This is a genomic window from Hallella multisaccharivorax DSM 17128, from assembly GCF_000218235.1.
GTDB lineage: Bacteria > Bacteroidota > Bacteroidia > Bacteroidales > Bacteroidaceae > Prevotella > Prevotella multisaccharivorax.
In genome coordinates this window covers 1,225,814-1,246,900 of record NZ_GL945017.1, presented here as the reverse complement: position 1 = coordinate 1,246,900, position 21,087 = coordinate 1,225,814, and the positions used below count along the sequence as shown (strand labels likewise).

Annotated in this window: 14 protein-coding genes; 9 read left to right on the top strand and 5 right to left on the bottom strand. The window is 50.4% G+C overall.

Features of this window, described 5'->3' with window-relative positions:
- Window positions 1-220: 220 nt before the first annotated feature.
- From aroB to rsgA, 4 genes are all read left to right on the top strand, one after another.
- Window positions 221-1,285, top strand: a complete 1,065-nt coding sequence (gene aroB, locus PREMU_RS05395) for a 3-dehydroquinate synthase (protein WP_007573720.1) — start codon at window positions 221-223, stop codon at window positions 1,283-1,285.
- A gap of 64 nt (window positions 1,286-1,349) precedes the next feature.
- Window positions 1,350-2,144, top strand: coding sequence for a 16S rRNA (adenine(1518)-N(6)/adenine(1519)-N(6))-dimethyltransferase RsmA (gene rsmA / locus PREMU_RS05390; RefSeq protein ID WP_007573719.1), 795 nt, complete (start codon window positions 1,350-1,352; stop codon window positions 2,142-2,144).
- Window positions 2,145-2,266: 122 nt separating this feature from the next.
- Window positions 2,267-2,827 (top strand): ribosome recycling factor, encoded by a 561-nt coding sequence (gene frr / locus PREMU_RS05385; protein ID WP_007573718.1) that lies wholly within the window; start codon window positions 2,267-2,269, stop codon window positions 2,825-2,827.
- Between the two features lie 154 nt (window positions 2,828-2,981).
- Window positions 2,982-3,914, top strand: coding sequence for a ribosome small subunit-dependent GTPase A (gene rsgA, locus PREMU_RS05380; protein ID WP_007573717.1), 933 nt, complete (start codon window positions 2,982-2,984; stop codon window positions 3,912-3,914).
- Window positions 3,915-3,931: 17 nt separating this feature from the next.
- On the opposite strand, the gene PREMU_RS05375 is transcribed toward rsgA, so the two are convergent.
- Window positions 3,932-4,645, bottom strand: coding sequence for a hypothetical protein (locus PREMU_RS05375; protein ID WP_007573716.1), 714 nt, complete (start codon window positions 4,643-4,645; stop codon window positions 3,932-3,934).
- Window positions 4,646-4,811: 166 nt separating this feature from the next.
- Between PREMU_RS05375 and PREMU_RS05370 the strand changes: the two genes are divergently transcribed.
- Window positions 4,812-6,503, top strand: coding sequence for a putative transporter (locus PREMU_RS05370; protein ID WP_007573713.1), 1,692 nt, complete (start codon window positions 4,812-4,814; stop codon window positions 6,501-6,503).
- A 92-nt stretch (window positions 6,504-6,595) separates the two neighbouring features.
- Window positions 6,596-8,122 carry a threonine/serine exporter family protein gene (locus PREMU_RS05365; RefSeq protein ID WP_007573711.1) on the top strand — a complete coding sequence of 509 codons (1,527 nt, stop codon included), beginning with the start codon at window positions 6,596-6,598 and terminating at the stop codon, window positions 8,120-8,122.
- A gap of 803 nt (window positions 8,123-8,925) precedes the next feature.
- On the opposite strand, the gene PREMU_RS05360 is transcribed toward PREMU_RS05365, so the two are convergent.
- The 4 genes from PREMU_RS05360 to PREMU_RS05345 form a co-directional block, all read right to left on the bottom strand.
- Window positions 8,926-11,067, bottom strand: coding sequence for a SurA N-terminal domain-containing protein (locus PREMU_RS05360; RefSeq protein WP_007573710.1), 2,142 nt, complete (start codon window positions 11,065-11,067; stop codon window positions 8,926-8,928).
- Window positions 11,068-11,172: 105 nt separating this feature from the next.
- Complete coding sequence (locus tag PREMU_RS05355) at window positions 11,173-12,408, bottom strand: hemolysin family protein (RefSeq protein ID WP_050796368.1); 1,236 nt, start codon at window positions 12,406-12,408, stop codon at window positions 11,173-11,175.
- A gap of 70 nt (window positions 12,409-12,478) precedes the next feature.
- Window positions 12,479-13,120 carry an LPS export ABC transporter periplasmic protein LptC gene (locus PREMU_RS05350; protein ID WP_083819265.1) on the bottom strand — a complete coding sequence of 214 codons (642 nt, stop codon included), beginning with the start codon at window positions 13,118-13,120 and terminating at the stop codon, window positions 12,479-12,481.
- A 51-nt stretch (window positions 13,121-13,171) separates the two neighbouring features.
- Entirely contained in the window at window positions 13,172-14,479 is a 1,308-nt protein-coding gene (locus PREMU_RS05345; RefSeq protein WP_007573703.1) for a BamG family beta-barrel-assembly machinery protein, read from the bottom strand.
- Window positions 14,480-14,613: 134 nt separating this feature from the next.
- Here PREMU_RS05345 and PREMU_RS05340 point away from each other — a divergent pair, with 134 nt between their 5' ends.
- The 3 genes from PREMU_RS05340 to PREMU_RS05330 all read left to right on the top strand — a co-directional run bounded on the left by PREMU_RS05340 (window position 14,614) and on the right by PREMU_RS05330 (window position 20,994).
- The gene (locus PREMU_RS05340; RefSeq protein ID WP_007573702.1) at window positions 14,614-15,843 is read left to right on the top strand and encodes an Lnb N-terminal periplasmic domain-containing protein; all 1,230 of its coding nucleotides are present in this window, start codon (window positions 14,614-14,616) and stop codon (window positions 15,841-15,843) included.
- A complete protein-coding gene (locus tag PREMU_RS05335; RefSeq protein WP_007573701.1) occupies window positions 15,831-17,240 on the top strand; it encodes an alkaline phosphatase family protein in 1,410 nt (469 codons plus the stop codon). Before PREMU_RS05340 ends, PREMU_RS05335 begins: the two co-directional genes overlap by 13 nt.
- Before the next feature lie 238 nt (window positions 17,241-17,478).
- Entirely contained in the window at window positions 17,479-20,994 is a 3,516-nt protein-coding gene (locus PREMU_RS05330; RefSeq protein WP_007573700.1) for a preprotein translocase subunit SecA, read from the top strand.
- Window positions 20,995-21,087 lie beyond the last annotated feature (93 nt).

The window sequence follows — 21,087 nt, the reverse complement described above, 5'->3', positions numbered from 1 at the left end:
ATTTGTCTCTTACGATGAATGTCAATATGTAGACGCATACAACATCAAAAACGTTTAATCAGAAGGAATACGAACAAGGCAGTTTATCCTGCACATAACAGGGATGAAATGCGCAATAGGCTGCGTACTTATATTAAAAAATGATAATTTATCAAGACAAAATGCTATGATGTAATCCATTTATACGTATATTTGCAATTGAACGTTAAGTATGCGTATGATGAAACAAAGAGTGTTAATTACACACCAACTTGCCACCAACTTGGCAATGGCGATCTCCGAATGTGAGCACGATAACCTCTTCGTGCTCACTGACGACACCACGCGGGAGCACTGCTGGCCGCTAATAGAAACATTTATCAGCATGCGCGAGGCGCATGTCATCACCATAGCTCCAGGCGACATTCACAAGAATGTTGAGTCGCTGGTATATGTATGGCGCGAACTGGAGCGCGGCAGAGCCACACGCCACTCCCTCTTAGTCAACCTCGGCGGCGGCATGGTGACCGATCTCGGCGGCTTTGCTGCTTCCACGTTCAAGCGAGGAATCGACTTTATCAACATTCCCACCACACTGCTGTCCATGGTCGATGCCTCCGTCGGAGGAAAGACAGGTATCAATCTTGACAGCTTCAAGAATGAGGTAGGCGTATTCAACGACGCACGCTTTGTGTTGCTTGATACCGAATTTCTGCGTACCCTCGACGACAAGAACTTGCGGTCAGGCTATGCTGAGATGCTCAAGCACGGGCTTATATCCAACAGCCGGACATGGGCTGAGCTGCTCAAATACGACCTTGCCACCCCCGATTTACGCCATCTGCTCACCATGCTCGGTACTTCGGTGAGCGTGAAAGAGCGCATTGTGGAAAAAGATCCCAAGGAGAAGGGCATACGCAAGGCGCTGAATTTCGGCCATACCTTTGGCCATGCTTTCGAGAGCCTATCGCTCCTGCGGTATAAAGACAACGGCACGGAGCCCATCTTACACGGCTATGCCGTGGCCTACGGACTCATTTGCGAACTGTGGCTCTCGGCTTTAAAGTTAGGCTTCCCCACAGAGAGAATGCACCAGACTGTACAGTATATCCGACAATATTACGGGCAAATGAACATTTCGTGCGACGACTACGACGCGCTCATCAACCTTATGCGCCACGACAAGAAAAACACTTCGGGCATTATCAACTTCACTCTTCTCTCCGATGTGGGTGAAATCCATATTGACCAGACGGCGTCCGACGAAGAGTTAAAGCAGTGTCTCGACTTCTTCCGTGAAGGATAATCAACCATACAGGGACAGTTCCAATGAACGTCCTCAACTTAAGACACTCTACCATCCGACGTTTATGAGACAGGTCAGACCAAAGAAAAACCTCGGTCAGCACTTCCTGACCGACCTCAATATCGCAAGACGCATCGCTGACACCGTAGACGCATGCCCTGACATTCCCGTGCTGGAGATAGGTCCAGGCATGGGCGTGCTGACACAATATCTTGTGGAGAAACCCCGCGAGGTGAAGGCGGTGGAGATAGATGATGAGAGCGTGAGATACCTCAATGATAAATTCCCGAAGCTGCACGACAAGATTCTCGGCGAAGACTTCTTGCGCATGGACCTGTGGCAGGTGTTCGACGGCAAGCCTTTCGTGCTTACAGGCAACTATCCCTACGACATCTCCTCACAGATCTTCTTCAAGATGCTCGACAACAAAGACCTGATCCCCTGCTGTACGGGAATGATCCAACGCGAGGTAGCCTTGCGCATCGCCTCTAACCCCGGCTCAAAGCAGTATGGCATCCTCAGCGTAATGATACAGGCATGGTATGACACAGAGTACCTTTTCACTGTCGACGAGGACGTGTTCAACCCGCCACCCAAAGTCAAGAGTGCCGTCATCCGCATGAAACGCAACAGTGTCACCAACTTGGGCTGCAACGAAGCACTTTTCAAACGCGTGGTAAAAACAGCGTTCAACCAACGCCGTAAAATGCTCCGCGTATCACTCAAGCCTCTCTTCAGCAAGGATAGCATGCCGCCTACTGATTTCTTTGCCGGTGAGATGATGACCCAGCGCCCTGAGCAACTATCTGTTGCTGACTTCGTGGCACTGACTAATCGCATAGAAGAAGTAATTCAATAGCCTTGCACAACAACCAAGTATCTCTTTTTGCCAAATCTCTAAAAATTCCCAATAAAAAGCCTTTTCTTTTGAGAAAAAGTCGGTAAATTTGTAATCGATATTGAATTTTAAACCTTTATCTTATGATAGACGTAAAAGAAACTTTGAAGAGCGCCGAGGATAAAATGAAGAAAAGCGCCACTTTCCTTGAGGAAGAACTGTCCCGCATCCGCGCGGGTCGTGCTAACATCGCTATACTTGACTCCGTACGCGTCATGTCGTATGGCCAGGCTGTACCTCTGAACCAAGTGGCTGCTCTACAGGTGCCCGATGCCCGCACCATTACCATTCGCCCTTGGGAGCGTAAGGCTATCAAGGACATTGAGAAGGGCATCATGGACTCTGATGTCGGCATTACGCCTGAAAACAACGGCGAGATGGTTATTATCCGCATTCCTCAGCCCACCGAACAACGCCGTAAGGAGCTCGTAAAACAGTGCAATAAGATCGGAGAACAGACAAAGGTGCAGGTACGCAACGTGCGTGCTGACTATAAGGAAAAGCTTAAGAAAGCCATTAAGGACGGTCTCTCAGAAGATATAGAGAAGGACGCAGAGGACAGTTTGCAGAAACTTCACGACAAATTCATCAAGCAGATTGACGCCACACTGGCGGCCAAGCAGAAAGAGATCATGACGATTTAATTCAGAAGCTGAGAAGTTCAGGAGTTTCCGCCATTATCATGTCAATGAATGCAAGATAAGTAATCATTGAGGCCCGACAAAGCTCAATCATTCAACAGTCTCCTGAACTTTTGGTTTTCTGAACTTCTTATTATCTGATCTCTCAAATCAAATTATGCATGGTTTAGTCATCAAAAATACCGGATTTTGGTACACGGTGTTGACCGATGAAAAGCAAACGGTTGAAAGCAAAGTGAAGGGCAACTTCCGGCTCAAAGGCATCCGTTCAACCAATCCTGTGGCCGTGGGCGACGGCGTAGACATCGTTATCAATGATGAAGGACAAGGCCTTATCACTGCCATCGATGACCGAAAGAACTACATTATCCGCCGAGCTACCAACCTCTCAAAGCAGAGTAGCATCATCGCCTGCAATCTGGACCAAGTGCTTCTCGTTGTCACCGTGGCTCATCCTGAGACCTCAACGACATTCATTGATCGTTTTCTCGCTTCAGCTGAAGCCTACTCAGTTCCTGTGACACTTATATTCAACAAGACCGACCTCCTCAACGAGGATGAACGGCACTACCAGCAGATGGCTGTTGACCTCTATCGCACCATCGGCTATACTTGCCATGAGGTCTCCGCACATACAGGAGAAGGCACCGAACCTCTAAAAGTATCATTGAAAGACAAAGTAACATTGCTCAGCGGCAACAGCGGCGTAGGCAAGTCAACACTGCTCAACCTCCTTGTGCCGGGGGCTGAAGCTCGAGTAGCCGACATCAGCGATGCACACGACACAGGCATGCACACCACCACTTTCTCCGAAATGGTACCCGTCGAGGGTGGCGGATGGCTCGTCGACACGCCGGGCATCAAAGGCTTCGGTACTTTCGACATGGAGCCCGAAGAAATAGGAAGCTATTTCAAGGAGATATTTAAGTTCTCTAAAGACTGCCGTTTCTCCAACTGCACACATACTCACGAACCGGGCTGCGCTGTGCGTAAGGCCGTAGAAGAGCATTATATTGCAGAGAGCCGATACAATAGCTACCTCTCCATGCTGCAGGACAAGGACGAGAACAAGTACCGCGAAGCATATTGAGGGAATGTGCAGACCATTCAGAAGCACACACCTATTGAGATAAAGAGCGTGGAGGTATCGTCTTGGCCACGGTTAAAAATCTTCTTGCCGCGATAGACCATATTGTTACGGCACGAATAGAGATTGTAGTTGGAGAAGCTGTAGCCAATGGAGATCATACCGAACTCATTGTAAAACGACAAAGCCGAGCGCACACGCCATGAGAGCCATTTGCCTCCGTGGTTGCTCACCTTTACATTACCTTCCCTGTAATTGTCTGTCCCCGGAAAAGGCTCAGGAGTGATCCACATATGATCGTTGGTGGGTACCGACAGCATGATCATCGGGTCACAGCGGAGCATCATTCCCCATGAACGGTCGTAACTGAACCACACGGACGGCGTGCGAAAGGAGAGCATCGGCAGAAAGTTGAGGCGCACCACGGCGTCCTTGTCGTAGGAATAGCCCCAACCGTTTTTCTCATCTCTTGACTGCTGGTCAACGACATCATTCTTGTCATACTCTACGCCTATTCCGATACCCATGTATTTCAGTGGGTACCATTGATAGTCAAGCTCGTGCGAAAACGTGACATCGTAGCCTGTGTTGATGTTGAAGCAGTAAGTGACCATCTGACGTGGAAGCTGGTGCGTTTCCTTGCGCTGGGCATTCATCAAGGAGTCAACATTGATGGACGCGGCATGAAGGGCGAGCGATCCAACGAGCAGTAGCAGGAGAAACAGTTTTCTCATTTTGTCTCTTATCGTGAAATATAGGGTTCATCCACATTTTCATACCCTTTGTGAGTTTTATGGATAATTCCACATATTTTTATATCTGCAAAATTACCAATAATCTTTAAAATAGTCGTAACTTTGCAGTGTCTTTCTATATATCAGCATTTTTCAAATCTTAGCAATGGATTTTATCAGGACATTGTTTGAGGGCTCGCAAGCCTATTGGGCAGGTGGCGTCTCCCATTCCATCTTTATCCTTGCCTTGGTCATCACCCTTGGCCTGCTGTTGGGCAGGATAAAAGTAAAAAACGTTTCTCTTGGGCTCACGTGGGTTCTTATTGTGGGCATTGTTTTCGGTTATTTCAACCTCAATCTCAACGTAGAACTGCTTCACTTCCTTCGTGAGTTCGGACTGGTGCTCTTTGTCTATGCATTAGGCTTACAGGTGGGACCGGGCTTCTTCGCATCATTCAAGAAAGGTGGGCTTCAGCTCAACATGCTGGTGCTGATCACCATCTTTATCAGCATCTTCACTGCCGTGGGAATCTACTATACCACAGGCACTCCCATCACCGCACTGGCCGGCATTCTTTCAGGTGCCGTTACGAACACGCCTGGACTGGGCGCGGCACAGCAGGCTTATTTTAGTCTGAAAGGTGTGGAGAGCCCCGACATCGCCACGGGATATGCCTTAGCTTACCCCATGGGTGTCATCGGCGTCATTCTGGCCTTCATCATCCTACGTTATGTCTTGCGCATCAAGCCTGGCGAGGAAGAGAAGCAAGCCGAGACAGGCGAGGGCCAGCCCGAGCTGTTAGCCGTGCGGTCAATTACCTTAGAAGTGACCAACGAGCGCATCGACAATATCAGCGTGGCAGAGGTGAAGCACATCATCGGCCGGCATTTCATGATCTCGCGTATTGTGGACCACGCCAATACGGCTCATAACGCCATTGTCAACGGCCAAACACGGCTGCGGCTCCACGACAAGCTCCTTCTTGTTGTCGCCCCGCAGGACATCGATGCCGTTACCGCCCTCATCGGTCAGCCAGCTGAGATGGACTGGAGCCAGTTTGAAAAGGAACTCATCTCGCGGCGCATTATCGTCACACGGCCCGAGCTGCAGGGCAAGACCCTCGTTTCGCTCAACATCAACGGCAACTTCCAGGCTACGGTGACGCGCGTCAACCGAAATGGCGTAGACCTCGTGGCACACCCGCACCTGCGTCTCCAGCTCGGCGACCGGCTCACCGTTGTGGGCTCAGAGCTCGCCCTAAGCAAGGTCGACAAAGTGCTTGGCAATCAAATGAAGCGACTCAACTATCCCAACCTTATCCCCATCTTCCTCGGCATCGCCTTAGGCTGTCTGCTTGCCACCCTGCCCATACCACTCCCAGGCTTCCCCACGCCAATACGACTCGGCCTGGCCGGTGGCCCGTTCATCATTGCCATCCTGATGGGATACTTTGGTCCACGATACCACCTCGTAACCTACAACACTATCTCCGCCAACATGATGCTGCGCGAGATGGGCATCAATATCTTCCTGGCCTGTGTAGGCCTGGGTGCAGGCCAGAACTTCTTCCACACGCTAATCAATGAGCAAGGCCTGCAGTGGATTGGTTATGGCGCCATCCTCACCATGCTGCCTGTGCTCATCGGCGGCATCATCGGCAGGTTCGCTTTCCACATCAATTACTACACGCTCATCGGTGTGCTCTCGGGTGGCAATACTAATCCGCCGGCCTTGGCCTATGCCAACGACCGCACTTCTTCAGATACGCCTTCTGTGGGCTATGCTACGGTCTATCCTTTCGCCATGCTGCTGCGAATCATCTCCATACAGATACTAATGATGATTTTCCTCTCATAAGCATGATTCCTCGTGCAACAGAGACAGGGCGACGCAGTACCGTCCCCGCCCCATTCCAGTACGAAAACCTATTCAACAAAAGATTGTCATTTATGGATACAAAAGAAGATATTATAGGATTCTTGAAAGGTGATCGACATCGTCATGAGGAGCATGAAGAGCGCATTGCTAACCTTGAGGAGCGGGTCCTCGACCACGAGACCAGGCGTGACGAGGACTCCAACTCGGTGCAGCTTCTCCGCCGCAAGCTCGACCTGCTTGTGCGTACCGGTGCCATGCTCATGGCCAGCAACGCCGACTGCTCCCGCATCATGCGTAACATGAAGCGATGCGAAGCCTATCTCGGACTGCCCGAAGAGTACATTCATATCCACCTTGGATACAACATCATCATGGTGAACCTCTCCGACAAGACCCATTCCTTCTCTAAATACCAGCGGGTCGACAGTCACAGTGTGGAGTTTACTGTCATCTCTAAGATCAGCAAACTGCTCTGGGCGGCCATTCGTGAGGACATGAGCCTCAATCGCTACGAGGAAGAGCTGGAGGCCCTAAAACACGTTCACAAGCAGTATTCGCCATGGATGATCGCCCTGTGTGCGGGCTTTGCCTGTGGCGGCTTCTGTGTGCAGTTCGGTTGCGACTGGCCCGCGTTCTTCTATGCCTCCATTCCTGCCATCCTCGGCTTCCGCCTAAAGATGTATCTAAGCCATCTCCACTGGAACGGCTATGTGGGTATTGCCATCAGTGCTTTCGTGGCCACCCTCCTCTGCTGGCTCACCACCTTTATCAGTCTCAATCCTACGGTCAGCGCTGCCTTGCCCGCATTCCTCCACTCTGATACGCCCTACCATCCGCTCATGGCCTGCACACTGTTCATCGTGCCCGGCGTACCGCTTATCAACTTCGTCACCGACATGGTATCCGACTATGTACAAGTGGGCATTACAAGAGCTATCATCACCCTGATGATTATCGCAGCCATGTCCTTTGGCATCGTCTTCGCCATTCAGGTCTGCGGCATCGACAACTTCGTTAAGGACTTATCGATGACACCCCACAACACTTTCCTTGACTATGCCATCGCGGCCGCGATCTCAGCCATGGGCTTCGCCACCATCTACAACACGCCCCGACGCATCATGCCTGTGCTTGCTTTGACCGGCATTATCGCCGTCTGCACACGCAACTTTGTCAATCTCGGACCTTCCAATGGCAACATAGGCCTTGACCAGGGCATCATCATCGGGTCGTTCGTAGGTTCGGCAGTGGCCAGCCTCATCGCTACTAAGTCACAGCATATCCATCACATCCCGCATCAGATCATTGCCATCCCCTCTGTCATCCCCATGATCCCCGGCGTGATGATGTATCGCTCACTCTTCGGTTTCATTCAGATGGACGGAGTCATCGGTGAGCTCACCTTTGCCTTCAACTGGGCTATCAAGGCCTCGCTCACCATTCTCTTCATCGCTCTCGGCGTGGCCATCCCCAACATCTTCGTGAGGAGACTCATCCAGCCCAAGCGTAAAGAGAAGTTACTGCGGCTTGTCAAGGAGCGCCACGAAAAGCATCACGACATGGTGGATCTCTCTGAAATCGATGACCGACACCTGTAAAATGTCACCTAAATGAGTATTTTAAATTGACGGTTGAACCCTGGGCAGATGTCTCTGCCCAGGGTTCACTGTACTTGCTACCACCACCTACCCGACGGCCGAACGATTGATGACAAGACTCAATAACTGTATAAAAAATTGTCTGTTTTTTAACATTCCCAAACCGTTAAAAGAGAAAATCCCCATAGGTATAATCCTGATAGAAAGACCTTCCCGCAAGGATCCGTACCCTCCATTACTGGCCGAAAGGCGCAATCACATTCTCTTGTAGCGTCTTTCCTATTAGTTCTCATAAGCCTTTACGCCGTTATCGCATTGCCTCTACGCCGTTATCGCATTGCCTTTACGCCGTTATCGCATTGCCTTTACGCCGTTATCGCATTGCCTTTACGCTTGCCATTGAGGAAAACTCTAATGAGACCGGTCCTATTTTTCTATTAAACTACTGGTTATCAGAGTAGTGCATACAAAGACCGAAAATCACCTTTCCTTTACCTAAAGTGTGGTTAGCTAAGAAAACTGCCACTTTATTGAGATAAGTGTAAATATTTCTTTCGCTCTTAACGAATTGCCCTGCCTGACAGAGATACCCGGTGCTTCTAATACATTAATTATTTTGAACGAAATAGTTTATGCTTATACTCGTTACCTATGATGTATTCACAGCACATCGCAGCAAACTGATATACATAAGGCCTCCTAATGATACCTATCCTTATTTAAACACACAAGAAAGATGGACAACATAAAGGGCGACTTTGATGGCCGCCCTCACTATTAAATCTTAATATACTCTCATTGCCTTAGAAGAACAGATAGCGGTTATCCACCACCTTAGCTTTGATATAAAGCTCGTTCATGAAATTGCTGGCATTGCGCATGGCATTCTGACGAAGAGTTGCCTCTTCCTGCTTCTCATTGAACTTCGTCCCATTCTTTGATCGGTTGATAACCTGGAATTGAAAGACACCACCCAAGCCCTTAACAGGACGGGTGAAGAACTGACCCACCTTAGCTGCATACACTGCACCACAAAGAGCCGGCTCACTGGTCCCCGTAGAGGCAACAAACACCGGTGCTGAGAAGGTGACCTGATTGACAGGTGTCACCATGGCTCCCTTGGCCTTAGCAGCTGCAATACTGCTCACTCCCTTGATCTTGGCCATAAGCATCTCGGCTTTCTTGTCACGCAGTACTTCGGCCTTCACCATCTCTTTGACCTGCGGATCATTGAGGTCACGATAACCTATAGGATGTACAGCAGTACATACTACCAACAGCAGATTGTCACCGTTCTCACCACATTCATACATTGGAGAGACATCACCCGGCTTGGCCTCAAAGAGCCATTTCATTGCGTCGCGAGTGGAATGTATTCCGGCAAGGTAATGCTGAGACGTGGTCACGTCGTGGGCCTCCTGCACTCTATAACCACTCTTGGCTGAGTTTTTCTCAAGGGCGTCAAGCGTCGTGTTAGCACTGACAAAGGAGCTGAACTTATTGAAAATAGCACTACGTGTGTCCTTCGAATAATCGATAGGCTTCTTGATGACTGCGGCCGTAAACTTTTCAATCATATTCTTGCGGTCGAGCACCTCTACAATGACATTGCCCTGAGTGGTGACAATATTCTTCAACTCCTTGGGAGCCGCTGTTAGCAAGGTGTTCAGATAGTTCTTCGTATCATTGTCCATAGAGTTGGTGTACTCATACTGACGGGTTGTGAGCCACTGCTCCGTGCCTTCCTGACCATATTTCTTGGCTAATGTAGCGAAGTCAGCTCCTGCTGAGAGTGTCTTGTAAACAGAATCGGCACGCTGGTGAGCCTCATCAGGCGTGGTTCCACCAATCTGAATAGCACGGAACTGTACTGAGTCAGGTAACTCCTGCTTAGCCACGAGTTTCACGATATTAAACGTATTGTCAGCCTTCGACTCCACGGGACCGAGTGTCTGTCCTACGCTCATTGAGTCGAGCTTGGCAGCGATGTCAGTGGGGAAAGCCTCTTTGCCTACAGGAATACCAAGATAAGGCACCGTGGATGTGCTCTTACGCACCACGTCTGTAGGATCAGCCATCTCGGCCAAGCTCTTTGCATAGCCATTGAACTGCTTCTTCAGAGCAGCGCGGTCGGCTGCAGAAGCTGTTATTTTAACATCAATATACTTGATGTCACGGCTCTCGACAAACTGCTGGAAACGGGGCTTCAGCTCATCATACTTAGCCTTGAGATCGCTGTCGGCAATCTTCACCTTTGCGTCCTGAATGCTACTATAAGGGTAAGCGGCAAGCTGAATATTGCTCTCCTCACTCGACTCCTTATAAGCCATCTTTGCCTCGATGGGGTTGGACAAGAAACAGTGGGAAAGCAGTCCATTATATTTCTGGATAAGAAGCTGCTGGCGTAGACTCTTTTCTACGTAGTTCCAGTATTTGTAAATAGCGTCGTACTGCTCGGCAGCCTGCGGATTGGAGCTTTTCACCTGATTGTACTGTGCCAGGAACTGCTTAAGCTGGTTGGCGTCAAAACGACCCGTCTGGCGATTGACAAAAGGTGTAGAGAGCAGCATCTGATTGGTACCCTCGTTCAGTACATTCTGCATTTCGTCATCGGTCACTGTGAGTCCGAGCTTATCACATTCTTTCTCTATGATCTTGTATTGTACAAGACTCTGCCATACTTGATCCCGAAGCTGGTTGAGCTGGTCGTCGTTGAGGTTTTCCTGCCCCATGACCTTCATAGCATCTTGAGCCTCATCCACCAACTTGGCAAACTCTTCATAGCTGATTTTTTCTCCTAAGATCTCGCCAATCTGCTGCCGCGCGTTGTTGCGCGAAGATTCGCAGGAGCGAAACGCCTCCTCGGCAATGAAGGCAAAGAGACCGATACCGATGATCACGATCAGTGTCACACCTCTACTTCTGATTTTTCCTAATGCTGCCATTCTTGTTTTTACGTTTTATTTTTATTTTATTCTTCTTATCCAATTAGACTGCAAATTTACTAATTATTGCACAATTACAACCACTTTACTGACAGAAAATTTCATTCAGTCTTCGTTTTGTACCGTCAGTTTGACAAGCTCAATCTTTGTAGCGGTCGATTTGAGTATTTTAAACGAATATCGGCCTACCTTTATCACCTCATTGAGCTTAGGAAAACTCTGGTATTCGTGCAGGATAAGTCCGCTGATGGTCATATATTCGTCGCTTTCAGGCAAATCGAGACCAAATCTATCATTTGCCGTGTCTATTTCAATGCGTCCGGAAAAGACATACTCGTTGTCGCCTACCTTTTTAGCCACAAGATTGTCGCTATCGTGCTCATCCTGGATATCCCCGAAAATCTCTTCCACAATGTCTTCAAGCGAAACCAGTCCGCTGGTACCACCAAACTCATCGACGACCACACCGAGGCTTTTCTTCTGCTGCAGAAAGATACGCATGAGCTTCTGCGCAGCCATTGTCTCGGGCACGAATGGCATCTTGCGAATAGAATTCTGCCAACGGGATGGTTCCCTGAACATTTCTGAACTATGGATATAACCTACAACATGATCAATATCACCTTTATAAACGACGATCTTGGAATTACCGCTCTCAATGAACGTCTGCATGAGCTTCTCCATATTACAGTCGTCCATATCGACGGCATTGATTTCCGTCCGGGGAATCATGCAGTCGCGCACCTTGATATCAGGGAAGTCGAGGGCATTCTGGAAAATCTTCACTTCATCATCCACCTCACTGCCTTTCGGCGCGTTGACTATTGATGATTGCAGCAGATAGTCGAGGTCGACCTTCGTAAAGCTCTTTTCCGACTCTTCCTTGTCGATTCTTATGCCCACAGCTCTGAGCATGACACGCGACAGAAATGTAGCGAACTTACTGATTGGCCATAAGATCACATAAAATACCGCAGCTATAGGCGCAAAGAAAGACAAGAGCCGGTTAGGGCTGCTCTTAAAGAAAGCTTTGGGTAAGAACTCTCCCGTGAAGAGCATGACCAAAGTAGAGAGAATCGTATCCAGCATGACCCGCACACCAGCGTCCATACCAGAAAAAAGCGTGGTATCAAAGATACGGGCGAAGAGAATGCCATAAATCACCAGCACAATATTGTTGCCCACCAACATCGTCGATACGAAGCCATTGGGATGGCGATAAAAAAAGGCAATGAATCTTTGAGAAAAGCCATGCTTCTTCTCTTTATCCATCTCTGCCAGCATACGGTTGCTGGACACAAAGGCTATCTCCATCCCTGAAAAAAAAGCGGAGAGCACCATCGTGGTGAGAATCTCTATAATCGATGACAATTCAACTTCCAATGTCTTATGTCTTAACCTGTATTATGAACTAATTGTTTTCCGACCGCACGGGCGTTGCCTTCGACCGTTGGTTCATGAGCATACTGTCTTGTACAGCTTTTGCCGAATCAGAGCCGCTCGTCGACATGCCGAAATCAGCACTTTGGAAAGAGCCACGAGAGTTGGTAACGATATACTTTGTCATCCGCTCATCTGACCGGAAATAGGTGCCCTGCAATGTGCGCTCAGGCGTAACCAAACGCGAAAAAGTATAGGAATACAGCTCATGCTTCTGCTCATCCCAGAAAAGCTGCTGAGAAGAGAAACGCAGGCCGTCCTTTGTGAGCACCCTGACACGTGAGCGCAGCTCCCACAAGTGTAGCTGGTCGAAATAGTAAGCTGTATCGCACTGGATATAGGCCTGTATATGAAACTTCTCATCAAACTGTTCAAGGAAAAGTCCCTTGTCGAACGTCCAGCGTGAGGGATGGCGCACAGTGTTGACATCCCACCGCTCGGTCACGATGCGGTACTTGATGACGCCCGAGTCAGATATGAGCGTATTCACACCCAACGATGTCATCACCGAGACCGAATCGCGGTCGTGGATGGCAGGTGCCGTGTGCTCCACCGCTTCCTGACAAGCAGAAACAACAAAAGCGAGCACTACACATATTATTATAATATGCATACTGTCGCTCTTCTGTCTTTTACTATAACCCGCTGCGCAGTCTTTCATGCTTTACTGTACTTTCCACTTGGCGAACCAGCGCTCGTTGAATGTCAGTCCGATGTTGATACGGAAGCTATTCTCCGTAATGAAGTCAGCCGCCTTGCGCTGCACCCATTGCCCGCTGATATTAAGGATGGAGCGATTATTCCAACTGTTCATGATAGGGATGCCGAAACCAATGCTTGCACTTATCTCCTTTGGGCCATCCTTCCCATTGATATAATAATAAGGAGTGGCATAAGAAACCCCTGCACGATAGCGTACGCGGTTGAAGAAATGCCTGTTGTACTCGCCCGGACAATACTCCAAGCCGACTGTAGCCTTGTGGCGATCCTGGTACATACCTGACCGCAAGGCATAAGACACCTCCCCGTTCCGCGAGCTATAGACAGGCTCCTCCACCTTAGCCCACTTCTGAAGAGAGTAGTCAGCACCTATCTTCAACACATTATTATGATTGTACAATAGTCCCATGCCGATGGTTGAAGGCATCTCCAAACGCAGTTTCCCATTTCCCGTGCCCGGATAGGTCGTGGTGTCGGCTACGCTGGTCTGTGAGTTGCTGGAAATAACGCTAAGCTGCGGATTCCCGCCAATCTTGTGTCCCAATGTGTAGGTAGCGCCCAGCGTCACCTCGTCTTTCTTTGTGATGCGGGCGGTATACTGCGCACCAAAGTCAAGTCTATAGCTTTCCACATCAGCCGAAGCGATCTTCCGGATCGTATTGACATAGCTATTGCTGAAACTGTTGGTCAATGCCTTCGTGTAGCTGCCATAGAGATAGCTGCCGTTAACACCAAGGGCAAAGCCCTTGAAAGGCGAGACTCCCACACCGAGGTACACCTGCCTCAGGCCACCGGTGCCGGTGTAGGTGTCCGTTGATGTCGTGGCAGAGCCATCATTCAGTGTACGGGCCGACGTATAGGAATAGCCCACATTGGTATAGGGCAGCAAACCGAAGCTCAAACCCACATGGCGAAAAACGCGGAAGCCTGCCACCAGATATTCAAAGTCAGCGTTGTTGGCATTCTTCTTCACGCCCTTTTCCTTGAAATTGGTGATTTGCCCCGACAGGCCGACATCGAAGATAAACGTCAGGCTGTCAAGCGATGCATAGGATGCAGGATTCAAATAGTTGACCTGATTATGATCGTGGAAGCCCAATGCCAACCCATCTGTGCCTCTGTTAAAACCCGACGCCTGATCGGAAAGCATACCCAGACCAAACTGGCTGTATGGGGAATTGGTACCGCTCTGAGCCATAACCGACTGAGCCGAAGCAATGAGCAGGATACCCGCCATGATATGTAATCTCATCTTCTCCAATGTATTTCGTTGATACTAAACTTACGCTTGAAAATTAAAAACCAAGTGCAAAAGTATTGAAAAAAAACAAGATAAATGCATGATAAGTTGAAATAATAAGGTATTTTTGCACTGTGAAAATGATTATGAGATATTTTAAGCAAGTCTATTTGATACTTGTGCTGCTTCTTTTCCCTGCCGTAAGCGCGACGACCCAAGCGCAGGAGTCAGTGCTCGCCCAGATGGACAGCGTCGATATAAGCCTGCTTACCTGCTCACCCGGAAACGAGGCGTGGAGTCTTTACGGCCACAGTGCCATCCGCCTTGAAGACCACTTACGGCATACTGACTATGCCATTAACTATGGTCTGTTCGACCTCAGCCAGCATTTCTTTATTCTCCGATTTATCTTTGGTCTGACAGACTACCAGATGGGTCTTGAGGACTTTGACTCTTTTTTGGCCGAATATTCAGAGGAAGGACGCGGTGTCGTACAGCAAAAACTCAATCTCTCACGCCAGGAGAAACTTGCCATCGTGAAAGCCATTAAGGCCAATTATGAGCCCACAGAGCGCACTTACCGATACAATTTCTTCTACGACAACTGCACCACGCGGGCCCGCGACATCATTGTCAAGCACATCAACGGCAAAGTGAGATACCATGCTAACCCCACCATTCAATCCTCTTACCGGCAAATGGTTCACCAATGGAATCACCATCACCGTTGGATGTCCTTCGGATGTGACCTGCTTTTAGGTGTGGGCGCTGACCGCAAGACCAACTTTGAACAACAGCAGTTTCTCCCCGATTCTTTGAGGAAAGACTTTGCCAATGCTACTGTCATTGAATCCTCCGGCCAGTATCCGTTGGTGAAAGAGACCTCGACCGTGCTCATGCAAGGCTCGCAAATTGAGAGCAGCGATATATGGGACACCCTGTCTCCCACCGTTGTCTTCGCGCTGCTGTTGGTACTGACACTCGTTATTGCCGTATTCGAATACAAGCGTCACCGCGTGCTATGGCTCTACGACAGCCTGCTGCTAACACTCTCCGGTCTCGCGGGAATCATCCTGTTCGCCATGGTTTTCTCACAGCACCCCACAGTCAGGGTCAACCTCCAGATACTGTTGCTCAACCCGTTATCACTCGTTTTCGTCTGGGGTGTGAGTAAGCGCGCACGAAGAGGCAACTTCCATTATTATTGGAAAATACTTTTCACCTGTCTCATACTATTCTTCCTCGGGGGACTGTTTTTGCAAAAATATGCAGCGGGAATGTGGCTTTTGGCATGCACTTTGCTTGTAAGGACCATTATCAACCGATGGCTTTGCTCATCTCGAACAACAGGGAACAGACACTCATGCGGTATTTAGCACTTTTAGTAGCGGCACTGACTTCAACCGAGATGCAGGCTTTCGAGCTTGCACCACGCCTCGTAGTCAATGTCACCATTGACCAGTTACGCTCCGACTATGTCGATGCGTTCAGTGATTTCTATTCCCGTTACGGTATTAAGCGGCTTTTGGGCGAGGGCCTCGTCTACGACGGTGCCACCTATCCCTTCTTTCCCGTTGACCAGTCATCGGCTACAGCCGCTATTTCCACTGGCACATCTCCGTTTTTCAATGGCATCATCGGCGACACGTGGCTTGACCGCAAGTCTCTCCAACCCGAGGGCAGCGTCGACGACGGCCGAGGCTATTACTCTGCCGAAAAGGTGCGCACAAGCACCATCGGCGACGAACTGAAGGTAAGCTCCAACGGCAAAGCCCTTGTCTACTCATTCGCAGCCGACAGCAAATCGGCCATTCTCCTGGCCGGACACGCCGCCGACGGGTGCTACTGGCTTGACAAAAACGGGATATGGACCTCCTCTTCTTACTATGAGAAAGCGCTGCCGCGTTGGGTCAAAAGCTACAACGAGAGCTTCGGCGAGCAATACCGGAAGCAGAATGGCCGACAAGATAACGACAACGTCGTAGACCTCGCACTGGCGGCTATGTCATCGACCGACATCGGTAAAGACGACATCTCCGACATCCTTAATATCACACTCTCAGCCACCAAGACTGACGGCAAGCCCGTACACAACTGGCGGGAAGAAATGCAAAGCATCTATCAGCAGCTTGACTACACGCTTGGACGATTGGTCAACGCCATCGAGAAACGGTTCAGTCTGCAGCAGGTCCTCTTCGTCGTCACATCCACAGGCTACAACGAAGAAAGGCCTTCCGACCTTTCGCAATACCGCATCCCCACAGGCACTTTCTATATCAACCGCACAGCAAGCCTGCTCAATATGTATCTCGGAGCCATCTATGGATCAGGCAGATACGTTGAACAGGAATACGGCAACGAGATTTATCTTAACCACCGGCTCATCGAACAGAAACGCATCTCCATGCCGGAGCTGCTCGCCCGTTCGCAAGCTTTCCTCATGCAAAGCGCCGGTGTGGCCGATGTCTACACCAGCGAGCGGTTGCTGATGGGCAACGACGACATCCAGAAAATCCGCGCAGGATACAATCCTATCCTCAGCGGAGACATCATCATCAACGTGGCACCAGGATGGCGACTACTCAACGAGAACACCCAGCAAACCTCGATGAGCCGTGCCGGTGTAACACCCTTCCCCATCATATTCTTTGGATACGGCATCCGCCACGAACGGATATCCGACCCTGTCACCGTCGACCGCATTGCGCCGACCATTGCCAAGACCATCCGTATCCGCGCACCTAATGCATGCAGAGTGGCCCCATTGTTCTAACAGGCTTTTAGACACCATTCGCCTCTACGCCGTAATGGCAACGCCTTTACGCTGTAATGGCATCGTCTCTACAGTGTAATGGCATTGCCTTTACGGTGTAAAGGCAATGCCTCCGCAGCGTAGAGGCAATCCAATGATGAAACAATGGAGCCCCGTCCGTATTTTTAGCTTTCAAAAAAGCTGATTACCAAATAGTTTTATTAACTTTGCATCCAAATAGGAAAAAGAATAACAAGATATGAGCTTCAACAAGTTTTTGAAATCCCTTTTCGGCGACAAGTCAAAGCGTGACATGCGCCTCATCCAGCCCCTCGTGGAGAAAGTCAAGGAGGCCTATCCTGAAATCGAGAAGCTGTCCAACGACGAGCTCCGCGCCAAGAGCAAGGAAATCCAGGCCTACGTGCAAGATGCTGCCAAGCCCTATAAGGAGAAGATCGCAGAGCTCCGCGCCAAGATTGAGGACACCCCCATCGACGAGCGCGAGCCCATCTTCAATGAGATTGACAAGCAAGACAAGGAAATGCTCGAAGCACTGGAGAAAGCTCTCAACGACGTTATGCCCGTAGCCTTCAGCATTGTCAAGGACACCGCCCGCCGCTTCACGCAGAATGCCGACACCGTGGTGACTGCTACCGACTTCGACCGTGAGCTGGCTGCCAACCCGAAAAACGACTTCATCACTATCGATGGCGACAAGGCCATCTACCATAACGAGTGGACTGCCGGAGGAAACAAGATCCACTGGGACATGATACACTACGATGTGCAGCTCTTCGGAGGTATTGCTCTGCACCAGGGAAAGATTGCAGAGATGGCCACCGGTGAGGGAAAGACCCTCGTCGCCACCCTCCCCGTCTTCCTCAACGCCCTCACAGGCAACGGTGTGCACATGGTGACCGTCAACGACTATCTCGCCAAACGTGACTCTGAGTGGATGGGGCCCCTCTATGAGTTCCACGGACTCTCCGTCGACTGTATCGACAAGCACCAGCCAAACTCACAGGAGCGCCGCAAAGCCTACCAGGCTGACATCACCTTCGGTACCAACAACGAGTTCGGTTTCGACTATTTGCGTGACAATATGGCTCTCTCACCCGACGACCTCGTGCAGCGCCGCCACAACTTTGCCATTGTCGACGAGGTCGACTCCGTGCTCATCGACGATGCACGTACACCTCTTATCATTTCAGGTCCCGTGCCCAAAGGCGAGAACCAGATGTACGAGGAGTATCAGCCCCTCGTGGAGAAGCTCTACGAAGTGCAGCGCAAGCAGGCTACCGAACTGCTGGCCGATGCCCGCCAGAAAATCAATGCCGGACGGCAGGAAACCGACAAGAACAAAGCGCAGCAGCTACTTGAAGAGGGCTTTCTCAGCCTCTACCGTTCCTTCAAGGCACTGCCTAAGAACAAGGCTCTCATCAAATACCTCTCCGAGGAAGGCATCAAAAGCGGCATGCAGAAGACCGAGGAGATCTACATGGAAAACAACAACCGCCGCATGCCCGAAGCTGTGGCACCCCTCTACTTCGTCGTCGACGAGAAGCTCAACTCCGCTGACCTCACCGACAAGGGCGTGGACTGGCTCGCCAACGAGGTACACGATAAGGATCTCTTCGTGCTGCCCGACATCGCCTCGCAGCTCTCTTCTCTGGAAAATGAGAAAAGCCTCAGTGATCAGGAACGCCTTGACAAGAAGGACGACCTGCTCAGCCACTATGCCGTACAGAGCGACCGCGTGCACACCCTGCAGCAACTGCTTAAGGCCTACACCATGTTCAACAAGGATGACGAGTATGTCGTCATCGACGGTGAAGTGAAAATCGTAGACGAGCAGACAGGCCGTATCATGGAAGGCCGACGCTGGAGCGACGGACTGCACCAAGCCATCGAGGCCAAGGAGCACGTCAAGGTCGAGGCTGCCACTCAGACTTTCGCCACCATCACTCTGCAGAACTATTTCCGCATGTACCATAAGTTAGCCGGTATGACAGGTACCGCATCGACTGAGGCCGGTGAGTTCTGGGACATCTACAAGCTTGACGTGGTCGAGATACCCACCAATCGTCCCATCGCCCGTAAGGACTTGGAGGACCGTGTCTACAAGACTCAACGCGAGAAATACGCCGCCGTCATTGAAGAGGTGGAAGAGATGCGCGTGGCAGGCCGCCCGTGCCTCGTGGGTACGACATCGGTGGAAATCTCCGAGCTGCTCTCACGTATGCTCACCATGCGCAAGATTCCACACCACGTGCTCAATGCCAAGCTGCACCAGAAAGAAGCCATGATCGTGGCCGAGGCCGGCAAAAGCACCATGGGACAGGTTTACATCACCTCCGACGGCAAAGCCTTTACCGACAAGCCTTCCGCCGTGCGCTATCAGGACGCACTCATCAAGGCCGCCGACGAGAACAAGAAGGGATCTGACCACGCGCTGGCCGGAAAGAGTGCCGAGAGCCTCATCCATAACGAGGAAAGGCTGCTCGGTGCCGTTACCATCGCCACCAACATGGCCGGACGTGGTACCGATATCAAGCTCACTCCCGACGTGAAGACTGCCGGCGGACTTGCCATCATCGGTACTACCCGCCATGAGAGCCGTCGCGTGGACCGCCAGCTTCGCGGACGTGCCGGACGTCAAGGCGACCCAGGATCGTCTGTCTTCTATGTTTCACTGGAAGACGAGCTCATGCGTAAATTCGGATCCGAACGCATCGCAAGAGTAATGGACCGCCTCGGCTTCGAGGACGGTGAACGCATTGAGAGCCCTATGATCTCAAAGAGCATTGAGCGCGCGCAGAAGAAGGTAGAAGAGAACAACTTCGGTATCCGTAAGAATCTTCTCGAATACGACGACGTGATGAATAAGCAGCGTACCGTTATCTACGAGAAACGGCGCCACGCCCTCATGGGTGAGCGTATCGGTATGGATATCGCCAACATCATCTGGGACCGCGTATTGAGCATCATCGAGAAGAACGATTTTGAGGGCTGTAAGGAATCCTTCCTGCAGGTGCTCTCCATGGAAGTTCCCTTCACCGAAGAGGAGTTTGAGAACTCTGATCGCGGCGAGCTTGAGGAACGCGCCTTTCAGGATGCCATGGCTGCCTTCAAGCGCAAGACCGATCGTATTCAGAGCGAAGCCTTCCCTGTCATTAAGGATGTCTATGAAAACCAGGGCAGCATCTATCAGTTCATCCTCATTCCCATCACTGATGGGCGCCACGTCGTGCAGCTCCGAGTGAACCTTAAAGAGGCTTACGAGACCGAGGCAAAGAACATCGTCAAGGAGTTTGAGAAGTTTGTCGTGCTGCATATCATCGACGACGACTGGAAAGAGAATCTCCGCCAGCTCGACGAGTTGCGCCACTCTGTGCAGAATGCTTCCTACGAGCAGAAAGACCCACTGTTGGTCTTCAAGCTGGAGAGTGCCAAGCTGTGGGATTCAATGATTGACGACATGAACGATCGCATCGCATCCTTCCTCATGCGCGGACAGATCCCCGTACAGCAGCAACAGGCTCCTGTACAGGAAGCTGCGCCGGTGGAGCACCAGCAACGCTACAACGAGCAGAAGGTCAACTTTGACGAGATGGAAAAGACACAGCGGCGCGCCGCCATGCAGGACACCCGCGAAGGCGCACAGCAGCAAAAGCACATGCCCATCATCAGGGAGAAAATGCCACGCCCCAACGATCCATGCCCCTGCGGAAGCGGCAAGAAATTCAAAAACTGCCATGGAAGAGGACTGAGATAATCCTTTCCGGCCTGTAATCATTACACGGGCCTTGTCAGAAAAACTGGCAAGGTCCGTATTTTTTTGTATTTGTTACGCTGAAAAACACAAATA